Genomic DNA, 22,646 nt, shown 5'->3' on the forward strand with positions numbered 1-22,646 from the left:
GCAGTCATTTCATTGATGGCTTCCTTCAGGATGGGATTGATTTCAAGCGTGTTCCTGTCAAGGTTAATTTCAAATTCCTGGGATTTGAATCCCATGGACTGGAATATCAGGGTGAAAGTTCCCTTTTCATCCGTTTCAAGAATGTATGAACCATCGATTTCGGAGGACGTTCCTTCAAAGGTACCTTTCAGAAAAATATTGACTCCTGGAATGGTAATCCCTTTTAGGTCTTTTACCGAACCTTTAATGGTACTCTGAGCAAAAACTGGCTGAACCAAAATCAGTAAACAAAATGTAATAAATATCTTCATTGCATTAACCTTTGACCCAAAACTCGGGAGAAAGGAATCCTCAAAAAATCAAAGCTTACTGAAGTGTAGGTTCAGTTTACTGAACTGTCAATATGGACTACCGAAAATTTACCTGTTTTTATATCTTCCCCAAAAATAGGCCGGAAAGATCAAGGCTTTCAGTTTCCAATCATTCTTCTCCTGCAGACTAAGCGACTTGTCTTCATGCACAGCTTTGTACATTTTGGAAGCCATCAAAGTATGGGCAATCAAGGCCAAAAATATTATCGCATATACAATTAATTCCGTCATTTTTTTATCAAGATCAATGCTGCCCAATTATCTTTTACTTTTTCTCCCACCTTTTCCAATCCGAGAGCATTGGCCCTCTTCTCAAGGTCAATCACATCATGAGCATAAAATCCACTCAAGAGCAAATAGCCTTCTGATTTCACCAGATGGCTGTAAATCTCCATTTCATCTAAAAGTACATTTTTATTGATATTGGCCAATACAATGTCAAACTCACCTTGGGGATTGATTTCACGCACTGTTCCTTGGCCCATTTTGACATTTTGCATGCCGTTGAGCTCAAAATTCTCATTGCCGTTTTCCACACACCACTCATCGATATCAAAGGCCTCCACTTCTGAGGCTCCAAGTTGATGTGCCATAATGGCCAAAATTCCGGTCCCAGCTCCAATGTCCAAAACCCTCTTATTCTGATGATCCAGCGTAAGTTGATGCGAAAGCATCAGAAAAGTAGTGGCATGATGACCGGTGCCAAAAGACATTTTGGGATTGATCAGGATTTCATAGGAAAATTCAGGTTTGGGTTCATGAAAAGAGGCCCTCACATAAACCTTATCCTCAACCATGATAGGGTCATAGTTTTTTTCCCACTCCTCATTCCAATTGACCTTTTCCATTTTGCCTTCTGTCACTTGAACTCCGGCATCAGACCTATACTTTTCAATGACTTCCTCATAAGTGGGTCTGTCAAAACCTTCCTCTCCAATATAGGCATCCACGCCTTCATCGGTTTCTAAAAATGAATCAAAGCCTACCTCAGCCAACTCTGCAATGAGAATTTCGCGAAAGGCTTCTTTACAACTGATTTTAAACTCAAGGTATTCCATGAAGGGTTAGAAAAAATCAAAGCCTGCCCAATAATAGACAGGCTTTGAATTGGTGAATAATTAAATATTAAAATGATTTCACGATTTCAACAAAATCTCTGGACTTCAATGAAGCACCTCCTATCAAGCCTCCGTCTACATCAGGCTTGCTAAACAAATCCTTGGCATTGTCAGGTTTGGCCGAACCTCCATATAGAATAGACAGATTGTCTGCGATTTCAGCTCCAAACTTGGAAGCGATATGTGATCTCAAGGCTGCATGCATCTCCTGCGCTTGATCAGAACTTGCGGTTTTTCCCGTACCAATGGCCCAAATCGGTTCATAAGCGAGAACTATTTTGGACATTTCTTCAGCTGAAAAGCCAAAAAGACTTTCTGTCAATTGATCCTTTACATATTCTTCATGCGTTCCCGCTTCACGGATTTCCAATGGTTCTCCACAGCAGAAAACAGGTGTTAGACCATTAGCAAGTGCTTGCTTGGTTTTTTCAGTCAACAATTGGTTGGATTCTGCAAATAACTCTCTTCTTTCGCTATGTCCGATAATGACAAACTTAGCTCCAAATGAGGCCAGCATTCCGGCGGAAGTTTCACCTGTAAAGGCACCTGATGCCTTGTCCGAGCAGTTTTGGGAACCTAAAAATAGGTTTGGAGTATCTCCTATGAGCTTTTTAACAGGATGGAGATGAACAAATGGCGGATTGAGTACTACAGTTACATCCTTTACATTTTCATCCTTGAGCATATTGACAATTTCCGAAGTCAGCTTTTGGCCTTCTTCGAAATCCAGGTTCATTTTCCAGTTTCCGGCTACTATTTTCTTACGCATGATTGTTTAATGGTTTGATGAATAGATTTGAAAAAAATAACACTTAAAGTTACTTTGGGCTAAAATTACACAAAATGTCCTTCCCAAGAAAAGATAATTCATTTGATCAACCCAAAAAGTACTGGTCACTGGCCGAGGCCAAGATAAGAATCGCTGCATTTTGCGCTTATCAGGAAAGGTGTCAGATGGAAGTCAGAAAAAAGCTTCATGAGCGTGGAATTTTTGGAGACAAAGCAGAAGATTTGATTGCAGATATGATTTCAGAGGGTTTTCTGAATGAAGAGCGTTTTGCGCAGTCTTTTGTCCGTGGAAAATACAGACTCAAAAAGTGGGGAAAAAATAAAATTCAACAAGAACTGAAATTTCGCCAGTTAAGCCCATACTGCATCAAATCAGGAATGAAAGAAATAGATCCGGAAGAATATTGGGAGATATTAAAAAGGGAGGCCGAAAAGAAACTCCTGGCAGTCAAAGAGCAAGATGAATTCAAGAAAAGGTACAAAACAACCCAATATTTAATGGGAAGGGGATTCGAGTTGGATCTGATCCAAAATGCACTTGACGAACTAATTTGAGCACAAAAACTTTAATATTCAGTATCAAAAGGCTAATTTGCGAAAGATTTGACTGCCAAATGATTCAGAAATTATTCCCATTAGATAAAAATTACATCCTGAGACAAGCACAGTCTCTACAGGAAGATCAGTTGATGGAACTGATGGTTTTTGAGTTGAAGAAATCCTACACGCAACTTTACAACCCTTTGATGCTGATGGATGAAACTTTTGAGAAGATTCTGGACACCCACACGTATCCAAAAGACAGGTTGAAGTTGATTTACAGGCAACTTTGTGGGATTTATAGATTCAGGAACGGTGACAACCAGCTTGAGTTACTTTTTGATGGCAGGACACATATAGACAAATTCAAAGAAGATTGGTCAGCTGAACTTATACGATGGTGTCAGGAACTTGGAAGACATGAACAATATGTCAAGACAATGCTTAGGATGACGATTTTATTTGATTCCGAAAGCCGTGCAGAGTGGTCCGAAAATCATTGCAAGGCATTTATCAATCAATATTTTGACCTCAAAATCGTCAAAAGAAAAGGAGAGCTGAAGCTTAAGTCTGCTTAAGCAAAACTTCTGAACTTACAAGGGTTTTTATCACAAAGCCATTTGCCTAAAAGGCTGTTTCTGAACGGTCCAAATCTCTATTTCAAAAAAGGTATGAACCAGAAGTAAATTTGGTTTGCTTTAGGAATAGTATTTGCACACAGCATATTTATATAAATTTACCCCACTATGCAAGATTATTTTCTGACTTTCGGAGTTCCACCGGAGCTTTTCAATTACGTGATTATGCCCTTGTTGATTTTTATGGCAAGGGTGGTAGATGTATCAATAAATACGCTCAGGATCATGTTTGTCCTTAATGGCAAAAAGAAAATAGCACCAATCTTGGGCTTTTTCGAAGCCTTGATTTGGCTGCTGGCCATAGGGCAGATATTTCAAAATATCAACAATCCGATGTCTTATGTCGCCTATGCAGGTGGCTTTGCCATGGGTACATTTGTAGGAATGACCATAGAAGAAAAGCTTGCCTTGGGAAGGGTTTTGGTCAGGGTGATCACACCGGAACCTATGCCTGCACTTATTGAATATATGAAAGATAAAAACTTCAGATTTACCAGTGTAGGTGCAGAAGGACGATTCGGCAAAGTCAATCTCTTATTTACGGTAATGAAAAGAGAGGCCTTAAAGGAATATGTCGCCAAGGTAAAAGCACTAAATGACAAGGCCTTTTATACCATTGAAAGTGTAAAGCGGGTCAGTGAAGATGATTTTAATGCGATGGAAGATAGGCCAAGATTTACTACTAAAGTTTGGAGTAGACTGAGAAAATAAGATCAACCCTTAATATTTGAGCTATTGCCTGAAAATAAAGTAAAAAGCCCCTTGAAAATAAATTTCCAGGGGCTTTTACTTGTTACTTATGTCTTCTTTATTGATCCAGAAGCTCAATCACTTTAAATTCAGTCCTTCTGTTTACCTGATGCTCCTCTTCGGTCTGCGCATTTTCAATGATCAACTGTCGCTTACCATAGCCTTTAGCTACTAACCTATCTGCTTCAATGCCTTGGGAGACAATGTACGCTACAGCAGATTCTGCCCTTCTTTGAGACAATGCATCATTATAGGCGTCAGTAGCCCTGGCATCCGTATGGGAGCTTAATTCAATTCGAATTGAAGGATTGTCTTTCAGTATCTGTACTAGCTTATCCAGTTCCTCCGCGGCATCAGGTCGGATATCTGCTTTATCCAGGTCATAATAGATGTTATCCAAAACTATGGATCGTTCCAGGATCAAAGGATCTAACACAATGGTGGTATCCAGTACAATATTGGTCACATCCTGTATCAAATCCTCCGGATTAGGGGTCTTCCCAACTGTACTGTAATTTAAACTCTTTGTAAAGTACCCACTTTTGGAAGCTATCATCGAAAACTCCTGATTAGGTGTCAAGGTAAATCTCAAACGACCAGTTTGACTGGAGAAATCCCCACCTATATTTTTGTTGTTTTGATCGTATAATACAACACGGGTTTGAGGCAGTACTTCCTCTGACCCATCATCTTTTTTCTCCTTTGTGACCACATTCAGCAATACGTTGACAATTTTAGGCTTTGGCGTCTTGTCTTCGAAAAAATAAATATCATCATCGCCAGCTCCCCCTGCCCTATTTGAAGAAAGAAAACCTTCTGTAGGGTATTTAGTGAAGTAAATTCCAAAATCATCTGCAATGGTATTGATATTTGGCCCAAGGTTTTTAACCTCCCAACCCTGATCTGTCTGTTCGGCTACGAAAATATCCAACTTCCCAAACCCCGGGTGACCATCGGAGGCAAAAAAGAGTTTTCCGTCAGGGGCCACATAAGGAAACATTTCATTTCCTTTTGTATTGATCTGAGCTCCTAGGTTCACTGCATTGCCAAAATCCCCATTGGCTAATTTTGTTGCTTTATATAAATCAAGACCTCCTCTTCCACCATCTCTGTTGGAAGTAAAATAGAGCTCATTTCCATCAGGGCTGAATGCAGGCGTAGAGTTAAACCAGAATTCATCTTCATTGACAGGCATCCAAATCGGTTGGGTAAATCCTCCACCTCTAAAATAGCTGGCAAACAGATGTACATCAGGAAGGTCTCTATTTGACCTGGAATTCCCTCTGGCATAAATGATTGTATTTCCGTCCGGGCTGATCGCAATGGCACCTTGGTTGAGCCCATCTTCATTCCTAAACTCCGGCATTTCCTGTACATTTTGCACATCCACCTTGATCCCATCTGCTCTGGCACGGTAAATCTTGGTATAGGGGACACCTGTAGCTGGATATATTCCTGAATTTGTTCTACTGCTTGTAAAATAAACAAAGCCTTCGCTGAAAACAGGCGCATAATCCGTTCCGGAGGTGTTCAACAAGTCATAGTTTTGTACTTCCATATAAGGAAAATAATCTTCTATCTCATCTACCTTTTGGATACTGGCCAACTCTGCAGCTACTTGACTCTGAAAATTATCATTCAGGGTCAGTTCTTTGGCTTTTGTAAATGCTTCTTCTGCTTCTTCATATTTACCTTGGCTTTTTAAACTCTGTCCTAACCTGAAATAAGAGTCAAATGACTCCTCTTCCTTAACCAACTTTTCATAATAAGCCTGTGATTTTTCTATTCGATTGGACAGCCTATAGCTTTCTGCTACATAAAAATTTGCTTCTTTATTATCAGGGTCATCCTCCAAAACTTTTGAGAAAGAATTAATCGCCAATTGGTAATCACCGGCAACAAACTGGTTTTGACCTTTTTGAAACAGGCTTGTACACGATCCAAAAAGCAGGATTAGCAAACCCAGAAATAAAGCAGAATGCTTCATGTATATTCTCCTAATTAATTTTCTCAACGTTTTAAATATAGGATAATTATAATAATTAATTCCTAAAGTATTTGTTTAACCAGCTTTCTTTTGCTCCAATCAACCAGTTATTATCCAAATCCCCTTTCTCCTTTACGAGAGGATTGAGTACTAGGGTTTCGGGATTTAACCTTCCTACCTGAACGTTCTCCTTAATAGAGAAGATTGGGCTGACCGAAAGGTTTTCCTCAGATTCGAGAAAGCCTACTTTTCCCTGATCCAAAAGGTTAACGTCAAGTTTCTGTTCTATCTCCTTGAGCGTCCTTACTGAGCTATCAATAGAGCAACCACTTGCTCCCAATTTGCTTTCGTCTACAGAAAGGATGATGACCTGATCAAACTTAATCGCAAAAGAAGTAGGCATCAAAGCACCATGCGTGTTCCACTGTCTACAAAAAGATTCCAGTCGCTCAGAAATATAACCCATTTCTTCTGGCTTAAACTTCCTGTCTGACTGATACACCCATATTCTGGATTGAGCAGGCATTTTATCAAATTCTAAATACATAAATTCATTGATTTTACTTTCCCCTAATTTAAGGTCATTTACCTCAATTTAGTTCTATTTGTTAACGGAGAAAAATAAGTCATGGATATAATACAAAAATGAAACCAAGAGATTTTTTTTAATACTATCCGAAACTTTCAGGGATTTCATATGTCATGCAACCTCAAAGATTACGTTTAGCCCCTTTAAATCCGAATTCATTCATACTAAATATCATCCATTCCAAAGCTTCTGAAATTGACGTGAATTTTTTTTGATTACTTTAAGGGATGAATTGGAATCAAGACCCTGTTTATGTAGGCGCTATGATATGCGCCTCTGTATGGCTTGCCAGCTGGCTGAATGGATTCAAAGGCTGGAAAACAATAGGAACCCCAATACTTTCTATTCTAATTGCAGCAGTCATATCCAATATTGGCATTATCCCAACGGCAATGGATGGACACCCCGTGTATGATAGCGTATTTGTTTTTGTAGCCCCTTTGGGGATTTTTATAGCCCTACTCGAGGTAGATCTCAAAAGCCTGAAAGATGCAGGACTGCCTATATTACTGATGTTTGCATTAGGAACAATCGGTACTGTGGCAGGAGTTTTTATAGCATGGTATATAGTCAATCCTGCAGTAGCTATTGGAGATCTTTCATCTGCAATGGCAGGAATGTTTACGGGTACTTATATAGGGGGAAGTATTAATTTCAATGCCGTAGCCCTTCATTACAAGGTCAATGAAAGCGGGGCTTTGTTTGCCGCAGCAACGGTAGTGGACAATATCATTGGCACTCCATGGATCATTGCAACCTTGATCTTACCCAAATATCTACAGAAACTATTTCCAAGAAAAAAATTAGACTCTTCAAAAAATGCAGGTAAAGTCCAGACTAGGGAGGAGGTATCAATACTTTCTATTGCCGCCATCCTGGCTTTGGGACTTATGGGCATAAGCCTAGCCAAGGTATTTGCCACTTATTTCCCACAGATTCCGGAAATTATTACCCTAACTACTATTGCCTTAATTTTGGCACAGTTTCAATTTATTCAAAGACTAAAGGGCAAAAACACCTTGGGGTTTTTCTTTATCCTTATTTTTCTGGCAGTCATAGGAACGCTTTGCGATATTTCTGCACTTTCTGGAATTGGCGGACTGGCCGGAACACTTTCACTATTTGTAGGGCTACTTGTACTCATACATGGCTTGGTGATCTTTGGACTGGGATCTGCCTTCAAAATGGACTGGGATGTAATTGCAGTTGCTTCTCAGGCCAATGTAGGAGGAAATACCACGGCTTTGGCAGCCGCAGAGAGTTTGAACAGGCCTGATTTACTAATCCCCGGGGTATTGGTAGGCAGTCTTGGAAATGCAGTAGGGACATACCTTGGGTTTGTGGTAGCTGGAATCCTATAAAAAAATCCCGAGGAGTTTTCCCCGGGATGAAGCATTATTTTAGTATCCGGTAGTTTTTGGCTGGAACAGTATTGTAGATACTTTTATTTGACTTGTCTCAGTTCCCCTTCCAAGTCCATCAAAAAAGAATCAATAGTGCCAGGCTTGACGTGAGGCATCACTACTATTTTAAACCATTCCGGTTCAAACTCATAAGAATTGGCAACGAGGTAGTACTTATTTGCCAATTCCTTGCTCATATATTTTGCTTTGATAGCAATGATATTGAGATAAGGATTTCTAAAATATTCCACTCCCATTCGTTCGAGTTTCTTACAGATACGCTCAGTCTTGTCACACAGCGTTTCCATTTTATATTTCCACCCTTCTGAACCATGAATCTGCAAAATCATCCACATGGATATTGCATTGGCTCCTGACCTACTTCCGCTTATGGTATAATCTTTCCCTGGTATGTATTGCGCTTCGTCAGTTTTGACAAAATCAAAGTAACCTTTCCTTATCAGAAATAGCCCTGTACCATAAGGAGTCTGCAACATCTTGTGTCCATCCACAGTGATGGAATTCATATACGGGTTTTGGAAAGTAAATCTACTGGTAGTGTTGGTAAAAGGATAAATAAACCCTCCATAGGCCGCATCCACATGGATTTTGAAATTCACATTTAGTTTTGTGAAATAGTCTCCAAGCATGTCAATATCATCCACAGAGCCAAACATAGTCGTAGAGAGGTTTGCAATGACTATAAAATACTTGATGCCTTCCTTGCCAGCCTCTTTGACCTTTTGCTCCAGTGATTCTCTCTTGATCGCCCTGGTTTCAGGATCCACCTCCAGGATAATATTACTCAGGTTTAGGATATTGGCACCTTTTGGCATGGAATAATGAGAATCCTCAGAGTAAACCAAGCCTATTTCACCAATCCGCGCACCCATTTCTTTCCTGAAGTAATTCCGATAAATCCACATCGCTTGGATATTGGCCTCGGTACCTCCTGTGGCCACATAACCATCCTGCTGATTGACATCACCATTGAAGACCTCTTCTGCAACTAACTTAATCAGCTCTTTTTCAATTTTCTGAGTTCCGCCAAAAACCTCTAAAACCGATTCTTCACTAAGGGTATGTACCCCTATATGGTTGGGATTGCGCACCATGGCTGACATAAAAGGAGCATCTTTGAGAAAAGGCGCATCCGGATAAAACTCTGTAGTATCTAGGTAGGTCCCAGGAATTCCTAAAATGGGTCTATCACCCCTGTAGTCCAGATTTTGGTCGAGGGCCTTGAAAATATATTCTTTAACTTGTTCGTGTGATTTTTTTTTCCAGTACATATAGCAAATGATAATAGATGAGAAATTAATTCCAAATCTTCCAGGCAGCCTCTGCCTGAAGTTCCAGCATTTCCAATCCATTTTTCACCAGTGCACCGCGGGCTTCCAAAGACCGCATCAAAAATGTCTTTTCAGGGTTATAGACCAGATCATAAACCTTATGCTTACCTGAGATATAAGCTGGGTCTATGTCAGCCATTTCCTCAGTATTGGGAAAAGTCCCCAAAGGAGTTGTATTAACGATCAAGTGATGGGTATCCAGGATGTCAGGATTATTTTTGAGGTCTTGATAGGTAATAAAATTGGCCTTTTGGGATTCAGCCCTTGAAACCATTTGGTATGAAATAGACAGGTCTTTCAGTGCCTGTACTACTGCTTTAGATGCCCCTCCTGTCCCCAGGACAAGGGCCTTCGGCTTTATTCCGGACAACCATTTTTCAAGAGAATTTTTGAATCCTATATAATCCGTATTGAAACCAGTGAGTTTCCCATCTCGAATTTGTATACAGTTTACTGCCCCAATTTCCCTACAGGCAGGATCGAGTTGGTCTAAAAAGGAAATCACCTTTTCCTTATAAGGAATGGTTACACTCAATCCCAACAGTTCGGGGTTTTCTTGAAGAATTTTCGGAAAAAGATCAATTTGGGAAATTTCATAAAGGTCAAACCTGCACCCATCAATCCCTTCCTTTTCGAATTTCTGAGTGAAATACTTCTTGGAAAAAGAATGACCCAACGGAAAACCTATCAACCCGAATTTTTTCATTTTCTTTTGATATAATATGCAGTACGTTCTATCCCTAAAACTAGCAAGATCCCAAACGAGAATGCCAATACCGCATACAAAATTAAGGATTCTTCTCCAGTAACCGCCATATAGTCTTGAGGAAGTATATTCTCTGTGATAAACGGCTTCTGAACCCCACTTGAAGACATTCTATAGGAAATCACTTCTTTCCAGGGCCAGATTTTATTGATAGATCCCAGCATAATTCCCGAAAGAAATGCCAGAGTCATGGCGTGGTATTTCTTCAAAAACCAGGAAATCAACCTACTGAAGGAAAGTAACCCCACCACACAACCTAAAGCAAAAAGACCCAGTGTGAGGATATCCCGATCATTGACTGCCTGCAAAACCCTTTCATACTGCCCCAGTATCAATAACAAAAAACTGCCTGAAATTCCTGGAAGTATCATCGCAGTGATAGCAATCACTCCGGCAAGGAATGTAAACCAAACAGCATCAGGAGAGGTAGTCGGTGGCAATCCAGTTACCCAATAGGCAAAAACAATCCCAACCAACAAGCACAAAATCACTCCTACATTCCAGTTTTTGATGTCTCTTAAAATAATAATTGCAGAGATTATAATCAGCCCGCAGAAAAACGACCATAATGGAATAGGATGCTCATCCATCAAATATGTGATTGCCCGAGACATGCTGAAAATACTGAATAGTATTCCCGCAAAAAGTGTCAGTAGAAATTTACCGTTGATATGGTCCCAGAAAGCAGCAAATTGTCCTTTAAACAAAAGCCTCAAGGCATCTGTATCAATGGATTTGATACTGTCAAGCAATTTTTCATATATCCCCGTAATCAAGGCAATGGAACCACCTGAGACGCCAGGAACAATGTCCGCAGCACCCATACCCATGCCTTTCAAAAAAATCAGGAGGAAGTTTCTTATTATTCCCATGTCATCAAAAGAAAAAGATGCCGGGATAATCCAGGCATCTGTGGTTCATTTATTATGAAATTGATTGCTTATAACAACTTATTGTCTCCAAGGAAATGATCAAAGGTATCTCCCCTCAACCCAAGTCTTATCGTCTCTAAAGGTATAAGTTCATTGGGTGCAATATTACCCAAATTGACATTTGCACCAAGTAGTTTTACAAACCAGACTTGTTGTTCTTTTTGAGGAGCTTCCCAGATGATTTTATCTTCAGGAATTTTTGTGAGAATTTCTTCAACCAACCCTTGCCTTACCTCGCCTGAATCCCTAAAAAGACCCACTGTTCCTCCTTCTCTCGCTTCTCCTATGACTTTCCAAGACCCTGCATCCAACTCACTTTGCATTTGCTCAATCCATTTGTAAGGAGGGATGATTTTAGCAGCATCTTTGGATCCTACTTCCGAAAGGACAGTAACGTCTTTGGCAAGAGTTCTGATGAATTCGCATTTTTTATCATGAGGCAAGCTGATGGAACCGTCTGACACTTCGGCAAACTTGAGATCATATTTTTCCAACACCTTTCTATAGTCGTCAAATTGATCTCTTATTACAAAAGCTTCAAAAAGGGTACCGCCCAAGTACACAGGTATTCCCGCATCCCTATACAGCTCAATTTTTTCAGCAAGATTTTTAGTAAGGTAAGAAGTGGCCCAACCTAACTTTACAATATCAGCAAAATCACTGTTGGCACTAATAAAATTTTCCACTTCTTTTAGGCTCAATCCTTTGTCCATGACCATGGTAAAGCCTGAAGTACGTGGCTTTTCAGTCCGTACAGGGAGATTCTTAAGAAAATAATTCATTCAATATTCAGATTTTGGATAATAGGTCTAGGAAGCTGAAGTGTCTTCCTTATACTGTGAGATAATTTTGAAAATTGCCTTTTGCTTTTTAATGTCAGGCATCAAATCATACAAAATTATATGCTTCTCAAAGTTCAAAGTTAATGCATTTTCTAAATATGAAAAGGCTTCCTTGTATTTACCCATTTTCAGCATATAAATGACCATTCTGTAATATAGCTCTGACTCCTCGGGCAATTCCTCGATCCCCTCCTTCATCACATCTATGGTTTCCTCAAACCTATTTTGATCATAATATATAATAGCAAGGTTGACATAGGTCTCCAAAATGCCCGGCTCAAGATTGATCGCTTCTTCGTAGGCTTCTGAACTTGCCTGAAGATTTCCTAACTGATATTCTGCATCTGCAAGACCCACCCAATAATTGGCATTTTCATTGGTCAGGTTGATCGCTTTTCTGAAATAATGTATGGCTTCAAAGAATTTTTCTTTTTTCAACATACACATGCCTAAGCCAAACCAAGCGTCTTCGTATTCGGGGTCAAGTTTAGCTGATTTTTTAAAGTATTTGAAGGCCTGATCTATCTGATTCAGCTTTTCATGGGCTGCTCCTAAGTAACAGCAGTTTTCAGCATTGGCTCCTTCGCAGTTGACCGTGTTTTGGTAAGCTTCCAAAGCAAGCTCAAACTGTTCTGTATTCATGTAAGCATTTCCTAAATTGAAATACGCTGATGCAAAAGCATCATCAATTATCAATGCATAGTCATAAGCCTGTATTGCTTCTTCATACCTTCCCAGTCTATTGTAGACAACACCCATGTTGTACCAAGCTCCTGCACTGTATGGGTCTTGATCTATGAATTCTTGGTAAAACTGCAGGATTTCATCAAAGGAACCATCCTCTTCCGTAATCATGGCCAATTGAAAAAGGGCATCTTCATGATTGATCCTTAGTTTCACACAATTTTTGTAGTGAATGATCGCTTTTTCAGATTCATTTTCAGACCTGTATAGATTACCCAAAAGATAATGGACTTCAGCTTTGTCGTCTGCCAAGGGCAAAAAATTCTCCAACATACCGATTGCTTCCTTCGAGTTTCCTGCCATCATCATAGCACTGGAATAAGCAAAAATTATATCCTCATTATTAGGGGAAAGGTTATTGATGTTTTCCAATATTTCTAACCCATCCTCGAGTTCATCGTTGAAAATCAGACAATTTGCTTTTAGAAGCTTGATTTCTACACTAAATGGAAATTTTTCCAAAGCATGCTCTGCAGCTTTAAGTGCTTTAATAAACTTTTGTTGATCGAAATAAAACCGGACAATATTTTCAAGCTCCTCTTCCTCAAAGTATAAGTCAAGATTGTCTTTTAGCGAGTTTTCAAATCTTTCTACTAACTCTTTATCCTCTTCCCATTCGTTTTCAAAGTCTCCGGTCATCGGCGTTTTGATTTGTTATTTAAGGTACCAAAAATTTTGGTGACCCAAAATGTAATGCTGAATATTTTTTAATAATCTGGATTTCCATCTAGGTGGTCAAAAACTTAATCATCTATAATGTTGCCAAGATTTCAAAAGACCAAACGGCCAAGTCCTGCTAATCGTTCGATTTTGCCCATTGAAAGGTCTCTTCCAAAGAACGAAATTGGTACCCTAATAAATCCTTCACTTTACTACTGTCCATATGGTAAGACATTTGGGATATCATCGCTGTCTGCTTATTGAGAGGACTTTTGGTAAGACCCAGTTTTCTTGCCAGGCCAATAAAGAACAATCCCAAACGCAACATGCCATCGGTCACAGGTGTGTCCGGTGCCTTCTTGCCCAAAGCAAGAGCCATTTTTTCAAAAAATAATTTATAGGAAATACTGTCTGCACTCAAAATAACCCTTTCATTCCAAACTCCTTTTTTATAAAGCTGGAAGATTATTTCCACAGTATCTCTCAAGTCTATGTAGTTGACTGTACCTGAGGGAAAATATTTCTTTTCCTCCAACACGTAATCATATATCTCAGTACTGGACCTGCCGGTACCTACTTTTCCCAATATGATACTTGGATGCACCACCAAAGCTTCCAGACCTTCCTGAACACCTCTCCAGACTTCAAGCTCACCTAGGTATTTAGAAATTGCATAAGGTGTATTCAAATCACTGTCCACCCATTTGTGGGTCTCATCAATGGTATCAGCTTCAGGACTTTTGCCTAAGGCAGCAACCGAAGATATATGGACCAGCTTTTTTATCCCTTTGGCTAACATGGCATTGACGAGGTTAACGGCCCCTTCCACATTGGTCCTCATAAGTTCCTTTTCATCCTTCGGATTGTAAGACACCAAGGCAGCGGCATGAACAACCATATCCATCCCCTCTAGCGCTTCTTCTAAAGATTGAAAATCATTGATGTCTCCAGTATGCCATTTGATGGGTAATCCCGTAGTCAAAGCAACATTGCTTGACTCCCGCTTAAGCCCATGAATCTCAGCTTCAGCAGAAAACCTTTTGGCCAGACTGCTGCCCAAGAGTCCCGTTGCACCTGTAAACAAAATCTTCATTTATTGATAATTTATTTTTCAGTGGTTAAAACTTGTCTCGCACCGAAAATCAGGAAAACCTATGTCGCATCTTGCACTTCATCATGCAGTCTGGACATAACATATACAACGATTTCGATATTTACAGCGATTTATTGATCAGATCCAGTTGCTGGATCTTGTCAAAATATTTACTGGATGGAAGAGATTCCAACATATCCAAATACCTGTGGTTGTGACAATCGGTACCGAAAAACTTTACTCTATTTTCGTCAACAAGCATTTCAGCAAAAACCTTTACCGGTTTTGAATAAAACCCTGTCAATGACAAAAGGTTGATTTGAAAATAAATTTCCCTATCAAAGAGGTCTGAAAGCAACTTTTTGTCCTGTATCAGATACTGATATCTTTCAGGATGGGCAAAAATCGGCTTATAGCCACTCATTTCCATAGCGAAGAAAATTTCCAGCAACATTTGAGGCCTATTGATAAAACCGGTTTCGACCAAAACCAAATTGTCATGAACAGTAAGCAATTTATCTCCTCGCTGTACTTTTTCCAGAAAAATCTCATCGAGATAATACTCCGCAGCTGCTTCAATTTCCATTTCTATGCCTTGATTTTTCAAGCCAAGCTTGAGATCTTCAAGACCTAAATTGATGATTTCTGGAGTATTTCTGTAAAACTCAGACATGATGTGAGGTGTGGTAACCAACTTCCTCAAGCCATATCCTTTTAACCTTTTGACCAGTTCAATGGATTCTTCCAGGCTTTTGGAACCATCATCAATACCTGGAATAAGATGCGAATGCATATCCACTTCCAGCCATTTCAAACTCAGTTCTTCAGAAATATCTGTTTTATTTCTCTTAAAAAGATCTAGCAATCCCATTATAATCCACCTCCACTTTTTTCTTTAAACTCTTTGAGAGTAGGCCAGTTTTTATCCTTCTCAGACAAAACCGGAATATCTACCCCCCAATCTATATGCAACTCAGGGTCATTCCAAAGAATTCCACCCTCACTTTCTTTATTGAAATAATTGGAGCACTTATACGAAAATACAGCATCTTCCAAAACAGAAAATCCATGTGCAAAGCCTTTTGGAATCAATAACATGTTGGCCTCTTTTGCACTAAGCTCCTTCACGAATGACTTTCCAAAGGTCTCAGATCCCTTTCTTAAGTCAACAGCTACATCCAAAACCCTCCCTGTGAGTACTCTGACCAGTTTTGCCTGACCGTGGGGACTGTTTTGGAAATGCAGTCCTCTAACAGTCCCAACCCTGGAGTAAGATTGGTTTTCTTGCAGCCATTCCTCTTCTATGCCATATTCACTGAGGATGTCAGACCTATATGATTCGAAAAAATAACCTCTGCTGTCTTCCCATATTTTTGGGTGAATTTCGAAGACACCTTTGATGGTTGATTCTGTAATTTTCATGTGCTCAATTATATGAGGCTCAAATATAACAGTATTTACCTCTAGGTTGGTAACTTTGTAGCATAATCCTTGATGAACTAATTCTCCAATCACTGCATTCTATTAATTACATGAGCAAATATTCAAGAAAACTACAAAAACTATACGATACTGCACCCAAAGAGGATACTGCTGTCCTTGTTGCGCTGATCAAACAAGGTCAAACAGACCAACAAGCTGCTGAATACTTGGATGAGTTGGCTTTTCTTACCGAAACTCTGGGAGCAAGTACAATTTACAGATTTACCCAAAGGCTGGAAAAGCCTGATATCAAAACTTTTGTAGGTTCAGGCAAACTGGAAGAAATCAAATCTTACATTGAGCATTTTGAAGTGGACATGGTGATTTTTGATGATGACCTTTCTCCATCTCAAATGAGAAACCTGGAAAACGAACTCAAAATCAAAGTGTATGACAGGTCCTTGCTGATCCTGGATATTTTCCTCAGCCGTGCACAGACGGCACAGGCAAAAACACAAGTGGAATTGGCAAGGTTTCAATACCTATTGCCTAGACTAACCAATATGTGGACTCACTTGGAGAGGCAAAGAGGTGGTACAAGTACACGTGGTGGTGCAGGTGAAAAAGAAATTGAAACTGATAAAAGGGATATCCGAACCAAAATCACCTTGCTTAAAAACAAGTTGAAAGAAATAGAAAAGCAGGGTATTACACAGAGAAGAGGAAGAAAAGGTATAGTCCGGGCAGCCTTGGTGGGGTATACCAATGTGGGAAAAAGTACCTTGATGAACCTGATAACCAAATCCGACATTCTGGCTGAGAACAAACTTTTTGCAACAGTGGATTCAACTGTGAGAAAAGTCGTGTTGGAAAATATCCCTTTTTTGCTCTCCGACACGGTAGGTTTTATCAGAAAACTACCTACTCACCTCATTGAATCTTTCAAATCGACTTTGGATGAAATCAGAGAAGCTGATCTTTTGGTACACGTCATAGACATTTCTCATCCGGGATTTGAAGACCATTTTACTGTTGTAAAAAATACCCTCAACGAAATCGGAGCCACGGAAAAGCCCATGTTGCTGGTTTTCAATAAAATCGACTTGGTGCCGCAAAAACCTTCCGAAGAAGAATTATTGCACATGACAGAAATTGAGATTGAAGAAAACAATTACCTGGATTTTGAACAGTTGGCCCAGGCTTATGAGAAAAAAACGGGAATTGCGCCAGTCTTTATGTCAGCTGAAAATGCTACCAATGTGGATGAGTTCCGAAAAGCCTTGGTCAAAGAGGTGAAAAAACAACACTTAAAAATATATCCGCATTATTTGGAATCAGAGGTATTTGATATGTCACAGTTTGAAGATTTGGAATAAATCTTCAAACTGCTTTTATGTGCTTTATTATTTTTTCAAAAATGTCTCCGCCTCTTTCCTAAATCAATTGAAAAAAATTTGAGCTTACAACTATCCACAATAATCATCCTGGCTTCAAAACTTTAAACAAAGCACCAAATATGGTTTTTATAGTTTCAGTTTGGTTTTCTTTTGAGGCACCCAAATTGAACTCCCAACCATCATTTTTATTGTAGGAAATTCTAAATGTACTCATAATCATCACTGCACTAAAAGCTCCACCTAAAGCCAAAATGGTACCTGCAACCATTTCATTGTCCTTCCAATTTTCCAATTTGTCAGCAAGATAAGGTTCCGTATCCGGACTCTTTGCCATGAGCTCAAGAGATTCCCGGGCAATTTTCACCGCTAGCTCCTGCTGTAAAGGTTCAATGAATTTGGCTTCCTCCACCGCATTCAATTCCTGCATTTCAGGCATGTTTTTGACTTCATCTGGCAGCCTTTCCATGATTGCAGGAAGGTCTTCCTTCACGCTTTGCACCATTTCCATTTCAATATGCCTGAAAAGTCTCAAGACTTTAAAATCATCCAACTCCTGTACTTTTTGTAATGTTGTCATAGCTTTTAGTGGTTATCTGAAATCTCCAGTTAATGAAAGTCCTGCCCAATAATATTCTGAAGGATAGGGTTGGTCAGGAGCTGCACTTTTCAATTGCAATAAAGCTTCCCTATGGGATTCTCTAATAGTCATCTCCTTATGGATCCAATTGTCATAAAATTTTCTGAACAGTCTATTGCTCCAATCGATATCTATATCCCAACTGGCGCTCAACATGCTGTTGGCACCACAATAAAAAAGCGCCCATTCTAAACCCAAGGCATCTCCTCCATATCCTTCTGAAGACCTCCCGCTTACACAGGCCTGCATGCTGATATGGCTTCCGCTCAGATTTACCCCTGACGTTGTCAATACCTCAGGGCTCAATAAAAAGGGCCCGTCGTGATAGATAAACGATGGGTTTAAGGCAGGTTTTTGTCCATTAGCCATTAACAGAAGTCCGCTATTATAATAAGGGTTCATTTGTTTATGGCTTGCATTTGCTACCGCTTTTGGAAATACACCATGGGTTGAAAAATGATAAAGTTTATTTTCCCCAAGCACGGCTAAAACATTTTCTACAGAGACACTTTCCTCCTCTCCCAAATCTTCCCCATCAGGTAAAAGGTATTTAGGAATTTCTTCAAAAGCCCTGACTTTTTCTTTGTCATCTTGCACAGCAGAGCAGGTAATGGCTATAATTTCATCCAAATCGTTTGGATCATTGTTAAGAAGTTTGACCAATTGATTCCCAGAATGGATTTTGGAAACGGTAAAGCGCTCAATCAATGCATCTCCGGATTTAAGTTTGGCGATTTGAAGCGAAAATAAATTCAATACATGATCCGGAGAATAAACAATATGGTCTCCTTGCTGCATCATCCCCTCTTCCATGGCAAAATGAATAGGCTCTATGAATTTACCCAACTCCAAAGGTATATCTGTTTTGTTTTTTGAAGCAAAAAATCCTGCTATAGATGCATTCCAGGTAGAGGGGCTGGCATAATCTTTTTTTAACCATGAGTTGAGGATTTCTTCATTCGGACCTGAAGCCGAAGCGAAGACTTTACCTTGCTTGGTGAGCAATACCGAATAACTCCTATCAATGTCCACCAATACTGTAAGGTAATGTGCATTGTATTTTTCCAAAACAGGCAGAAGCCTGTCTTTCAGTTTGTCAGGATTTTCCATCTCTATTTGCACACCTGCAGTATCCAACATCCTATCTGCCAAGTTCCTGCCTTTGGAAGCCTCTATCCTGTGAAAAAGTCGCCAGACATTCTTTGACATGTAATTGGTAAATGCCATGGCACCAAAAAGTGCTGGGTACTGATTGAATACCCCTGCCCTTTCATGAATATTACTGATAGATGCCCTTTGCTTTTCCAAGTGATGGTAGACAACATCCAATGCCGCAGCCTTTTCGAAATTCTCTAGCCTGTTGTAACAGATGTATTGGCAGTAAGCCACAAAAGCAAGATCAGAATGAAGTCTTTTATCTGTGAACCAAGTGTAATATTCCTCCAATCTTAGGAGACAATTTTTCAACATATCGGGATCATGACCAAGTTTTGGATCATGAAAGAAAGAAGTAAGCCCTGTCAGGTGATGTCTTTTGGATTGAGGAGTATCAGAATTATCTACACCACTGAAAAGTGCCTGACTTTCTAAAGTTTTGGCAGAAATTTTCTGTGTAAGCTCAAGTAGTTCTGTATCGGATATTTCCCCATGCTCTTCATATAAGGCAACAAGCTTTTCCAAAGAATCCATATCCATTTCATGCTCATATCCTTTCATGACCACCTTGATGGCAGCAAGCATCTTCTTGAGATCCTCGAGCTTCTGCATTTTTTTATATGCCTCCACCTCCTCATGAGACATCTGAGTAGTCACCTTCAGCAGTTTAAGTTTATTTTTCAACCTGTCATACAAAACAGTGGCGGCAGGGAGGACTTCTGCCTCTTGAATGCTGTTTACAATTTCCTGCGCGCTATCAGCTTGATTGTTTTCTAGGTAATTTTCTGCTGCTTGAAGGTGTGTGGCGATAAAAACCTGATTTCCCCATCCCGGTAATTGAAGACCCTGCATGATTTCATATTGGTTGACCGCAAGATCAAAATGCCCGGAATCCAAAAGTGATTTTTGGATAAGGTAACTGCAATTGCCCAAGTAGTACTCCAGTTCTCCTTCGGGCAAAGTCACATCTGAGGACCAAAGGTGTACTCCCCAAATCAAAACTGCTGAGGCAAAATCACGCCCTTCTTCAAATCTCCCGCCGTGCGTCAATGCCCCTGCCATGGCATCCAAGGCTGCGAGGTCATATACATGTTGTTGTGCACCCAAAAGAGTGACTGCATTTTCCAAGGCGGCATTGGGATGGGCTCTAAAAATATCAGCGAGTTTTTCTCGGTTCTGCTGCTGAAGCGCATCAATCAGAGATTGATATAGTGTAGGGACTGATGTTTTCGTATCCATTTTACAAAATCCAATTCGAAAAATATTTTTAAAATTACTTTTTTCAAAATACTGTAAGTATACTGTTTTATAAGTAGTTACAATTTAAAAACAATTTTTCAGAGTACCCAGAAGTTTGAAATTAATCTTAAAATTTAGCCGTGATTGTTTTGGTTTCTTTTATCAACATAATTGCTTTTGAGTGCCAGAATAAAACACAGGTTTGTACTGATCAAAAACAGTAATGAAAGATTTAATTATGATTATAAGTGGCAATTGAAATAACTGGATACAAAATGTATTTTTTAAGAAACATCTTAAATCACACCAATTCAAAAGCAATTTTACCTGCAATCAAGATTGATTTATCATACAGTTTTAAAACTATTTTAAAAAATTAAACAAAATTTTTTGTTGATTTTATTAAATTTTACTAATATTCAATCCTTTTTATTAACAATAATAGAATTTAATTTTGATTTAAATCAGTTTGAATTAAGTAAAAAGAATTTCAAATAATTAAAAATGAGTTTAGTTCAATTTTGAAGCGATCACCCATGAAGCTCAAAGTTTTATTCGTACTAGTTTTCTGTGTGAATTATTTCAATGCATTCTCACAATGCGATGATTGTGATATCACTATCAATGGCAATGGAAATCCATCCGGAAATATTTCTCATGGAAGCAAAGTATGTATAAGCGGTAACAGAACAAATGCCATCAATTTTAATAACAGAAACAACATCACAATTTGCATAGCTGATGGAGCATCATGGAATGGTCAGGCCAACAGCTTGTCAGGGTTAAGTCAAATTTCAAACTTTGGCTCCTTGCTAATTAACAATGACTTTAATGGCAATTGGACTCTAAATAATTTTGGCAACCTTGCATTTAACGTAAACCTTAGCTCCAATAAAACATTAAATAATTACGGTTCATTTTCTTCTTCAGGTAACTTTAACATCTCCAGTAACAGCACACTTTATAGTAATGGGTCATTTTTCGTGAGTGGCTCAGTAAATTTCAATAGTAATGCAAATGTAACATTGGAGGGGTATAGCTTTATTGGGGGTTCTACAAACATCAATACCGCAATAAACTTATCCGGGAATCTCACTATTGGGGGTGCAGTACAGGTAAATAGCAATGGTGGAATTAACGCATTAAATGGCTTTAATCACCCGAAAATTGATATTGCTGGGGCTTTCAATAATAATGGGACAATTCAGGGTAATAAATTAAATAGTTTTGGAAATTCTCTGTATGTCAATAAAGCTCCAACTGGAAATCCAATAATCGGTGAATTTATTGTTGGTAATGTCCCTAGTTCTCCTTGTCTTGAAATTGAAGAAATCCCTACTGGTGAAGGGATAGATAGAATCTTTTATTTCACATGTTCAGATATTTTTGTAGTTCCTACTTTAGAAGATGATGAGGAAATAATCGATGTAATGGTTAGCGTCATTGGAGGAGGTGGTGGAGGTGGTTTAGGCTCTTCTGCAGGAGGTGGAGGGGCAGGTGGTGTAATCACAACTGATGGTATACCTCTTCAAGCTGGATCTTCGTATCCCGTTGCTGTTGGAAGTGGCGGTCCAGGGGCAGTCAGCGCTGAAATGCAAGGAATTAATGGTACCAAATCTGCTTTCTTTGGAATTGTTACCCAAGGTGGTGGTGGAGGAGGATCTACTCACCCTTCGGCAAGAAGTGGGCTTAATGGTGCTTCGGGAGGAGGTGGAGGTGCCAACAATAATCCATCATCAGGGCAAGGTAATGGAGGAAATAGAATAATTAATGCCGGAAATAATGGTGGGAATTCATTAAGGCAAAACCAGAACCAACTAAATGGCGGTGGAGGAGGTGGAGCTGGAAGCGCGGGGGAAAATGGAAGAAATAATAACCCTGGAAATGGTGGAGATGGAACGGGCTTAAATATTTTATTTGGTAGTACTCGATTTATCAATGCTTTTGCCGGGGGTGGAGGTTCTACGGGAAGAAACCCTGCTCAGGAATACGGAAATGGAACAGGAGGAGAGCACAATAATATTAAAATTGGTGGAGACGGAGATGGCAGAGATGCTGTTGGGATAGGTAATCAAGGATTGAAATCGACTGGGGCTGGAGGAGGTGCTGGAAGGAATCAAGGAGGTACTGGATCGTCAGGAGTAGTAGTGATCAGAATAGTTTTTAAAATCCTACCTGTAGACTATATCTATTTTGAAGGAAAACTGAATGAATCTGAAAAT

The 22,646-nt window shown here is 39.4% G+C and carries 22 protein-coding genes; 6 read left to right on the forward strand and 16 right to left on the reverse strand.

The window, feature by feature from the left end; translation table 11 throughout:
• The 4 genes from EA341_RS03055 to tpiA form a co-directional block, all read right to left on the reverse strand.
• Nucleotides 1-311 (reverse strand): carboxypeptidase-like regulatory domain-containing protein (locus EA341_RS03055; protein WP_293011215.1); only part of this gene is annotated, 311 nt, incomplete at its 3' end.
• Between the two features lie 108 nt (nt 312-419).
• Nucleotides 420-602, reverse strand: a complete 183-nt coding sequence (locus EA341_RS03060) for a hypothetical protein (protein ID WP_293011217.1) — start codon at nt 600-602, stop codon at nt 420-422.
• The gene (prmA, locus tag EA341_RS03065) at nt 599-1,429 is read right to left on the reverse strand and encodes a 50S ribosomal protein L11 methyltransferase (RefSeq protein ID WP_293011218.1); all 831 of its coding nucleotides are present in this window, start codon (nt 1,427-1,429) and stop codon (nt 599-601) included. Before prmA ends, EA341_RS03060 begins: the two co-directional genes overlap by 4 nt.
• A gap of 67 nt (nt 1,430-1,496) precedes the next feature.
• Nucleotides 1,497-2,258 (reverse strand): triose-phosphate isomerase, encoded by a 762-nt coding sequence (tpiA, locus tag EA341_RS03070; RefSeq protein ID WP_293011220.1) that lies wholly within the window; start codon nt 2,256-2,258, stop codon nt 1,497-1,499.
• 74 nt (nt 2,259-2,332) lie between these two features.
• Between tpiA and EA341_RS03075 the strand changes: the two genes are divergently transcribed.
• The 3 genes from EA341_RS03075 to EA341_RS03085 all read left to right on the forward strand — a co-directional run bounded on the left by EA341_RS03075 (nt 2,333) and on the right by EA341_RS03085 (nt 4,167).
• Nucleotides 2,333-2,833, forward strand: coding sequence for a regulatory protein RecX (locus EA341_RS03075; RefSeq protein WP_293011222.1), 501 nt, complete (start codon nt 2,333-2,335; stop codon nt 2,831-2,833).
• 59 nt (nt 2,834-2,892) lie between these two features.
• Entirely contained in the window at nt 2,893-3,396 is a 504-nt protein-coding gene (locus EA341_RS03080; RefSeq protein WP_293011224.1) for a hypothetical protein, read from the forward strand.
• A 168-nt stretch (nt 3,397-3,564) separates the two neighbouring features.
• Nucleotides 3,565-4,167: a DUF2179 domain-containing protein gene (locus EA341_RS03085; protein ID WP_293011226.1), complete on the forward strand. Its 603-nt coding sequence runs from the start codon at nt 3,565-3,567 to the stop codon at nt 4,165-4,167.
• Nucleotides 4,168-4,264: 97 nt separating this feature from the next.
• On the opposite strand, the gene EA341_RS03090 is transcribed toward EA341_RS03085, so the two are convergent.
• Nucleotides 4,265-6,193, reverse strand: coding sequence for an OmpA family protein (locus EA341_RS03090; RefSeq protein ID WP_293011227.1), 1,929 nt, complete (start codon nt 6,191-6,193; stop codon nt 4,265-4,267).
• A gap of 55 nt (nt 6,194-6,248) precedes the next feature.
• The gene (locus tag EA341_RS03095; RefSeq protein WP_293011228.1) at nt 6,249-6,740 is read right to left on the reverse strand and encodes a hypothetical protein; all 492 of its coding nucleotides are present in this window, start codon (nt 6,738-6,740) and stop codon (nt 6,249-6,251) included.
• 269 nt (nt 6,741-7,009) lie between these two features.
• On the opposite strand from EA341_RS03095, the gene EA341_RS03100 reads away from it, so the two are divergent.
• Entirely contained in the window at nt 7,010-8,143 is a 1,134-nt protein-coding gene (locus EA341_RS03100; RefSeq protein ID WP_293011229.1) for a DUF819 family protein, read from the forward strand.
• Nucleotides 8,144-8,226: 83 nt separating this feature from the next.
• Here the strand turns inward: EA341_RS03100 and EA341_RS03105 are convergent, their stop codons facing one another.
• The 8 genes from EA341_RS03105 to rfbC all read right to left on the reverse strand — a co-directional run bounded on the left by EA341_RS03105 (nt 8,227) and on the right by rfbC (nt 15,996).
• Nucleotides 8,227-9,477 (reverse strand): pyridoxal-dependent decarboxylase, encoded by a 1,251-nt coding sequence (locus EA341_RS03105; protein WP_293011230.1) that lies wholly within the window; start codon nt 9,475-9,477, stop codon nt 8,227-8,229.
• Nucleotides 9,478-9,502: 25 nt separating this feature from the next.
• Complete coding sequence (locus tag EA341_RS03110) at nt 9,503-10,243, reverse strand: shikimate dehydrogenase (RefSeq protein ID WP_293011231.1); 741 nt, start codon at nt 10,241-10,243, stop codon at nt 9,503-9,505.
• Nucleotides 10,240-11,175, reverse strand: coding sequence for a DUF368 domain-containing protein (locus EA341_RS03115; protein WP_293011232.1), 936 nt, complete (start codon nt 11,173-11,175; stop codon nt 10,240-10,242). Before EA341_RS03115 ends, EA341_RS03110 begins: the two co-directional genes overlap by 4 nt.
• 68 nt (nt 11,176-11,243) lie before the next feature.
• On the reverse strand, nt 11,244-12,017 hold the full coding sequence (locus tag EA341_RS03120; protein WP_293011233.1) for a phosphosulfolactate synthase: 774 nt from the start codon (nt 12,015-12,017) through the stop codon (nt 11,244-11,246).
• A 27-nt stretch (nt 12,018-12,044) separates the two neighbouring features.
• A complete protein-coding gene (locus EA341_RS03125; protein WP_293011234.1) occupies nt 12,045-13,460 on the reverse strand; it encodes a tetratricopeptide repeat protein in 1,416 nt (471 codons plus the stop codon).
• A gap of 157 nt (nt 13,461-13,617) precedes the next feature.
• Nucleotides 13,618-14,574 carry an NAD-dependent epimerase/dehydratase family protein gene (locus tag EA341_RS03130; protein ID WP_293011236.1) on the reverse strand — a complete coding sequence of 319 codons (957 nt, stop codon included), beginning with the start codon at nt 14,572-14,574 and terminating at the stop codon, nt 13,618-13,620.
• 121 nt (nt 14,575-14,695) lie between these two features.
• The gene (locus EA341_RS03135) at nt 14,696-15,445 is read right to left on the reverse strand and encodes a CpsB/CapC family capsule biosynthesis tyrosine phosphatase (RefSeq protein WP_293011238.1); all 750 of its coding nucleotides are present in this window, start codon (nt 15,443-15,445) and stop codon (nt 14,696-14,698) included.
• Entirely contained in the window at nt 15,445-15,996 is a 552-nt protein-coding gene (gene rfbC, locus EA341_RS03140) for a dTDP-4-dehydrorhamnose 3,5-epimerase (RefSeq protein WP_293011239.1), read from the reverse strand. The genes EA341_RS03135 and rfbC overlap by 1 nt, the downstream gene beginning before the upstream one ends.
• 110 nt (nt 15,997-16,106) lie before the next feature.
• Here rfbC and hflX point away from each other — a divergent pair, with 110 nt between their 5' ends.
• Nucleotides 16,107-17,372, forward strand: a complete 1,266-nt coding sequence (hflX, locus tag EA341_RS03145; protein ID WP_293011240.1) for a GTPase HflX — start codon at nt 16,107-16,109, stop codon at nt 17,370-17,372.
• Nucleotides 17,373-17,475: 103 nt separating this feature from the next.
• Here hflX and EA341_RS03150 read toward each other — a convergent pair whose 3' ends face one another.
• On the reverse strand, nt 17,476-17,970 hold the full coding sequence (locus EA341_RS03150; RefSeq protein WP_293011241.1) for a hypothetical protein: 495 nt from the start codon (nt 17,968-17,970) through the stop codon (nt 17,476-17,478).
• Between the two features lie 12 nt (nt 17,971-17,982).
• A complete protein-coding gene (locus tag EA341_RS03155; RefSeq protein ID WP_293011242.1) occupies nt 17,983-20,424 on the reverse strand; it encodes a CHAT domain-containing protein in 2,442 nt (813 codons plus the stop codon).
• Between the two features lie 536 nt (nt 20,425-20,960).
• Between EA341_RS03155 and EA341_RS03160 the strand changes: the two genes are divergently transcribed.
• Nucleotides 20,961-22,646: glycine-rich domain-containing protein (locus EA341_RS03160; RefSeq protein WP_367126873.1), on the forward strand; the 1,686-nt coding region annotated here is incomplete at its 3' end.

The sequence above is a fragment of the Mongoliibacter sp. genome (assembly GCF_007692705.1).
Classification (GTDB): Bacteria; Bacteroidota; Bacteroidia; order Cytophagales; family Cyclobacteriaceae; genus Mongoliibacter.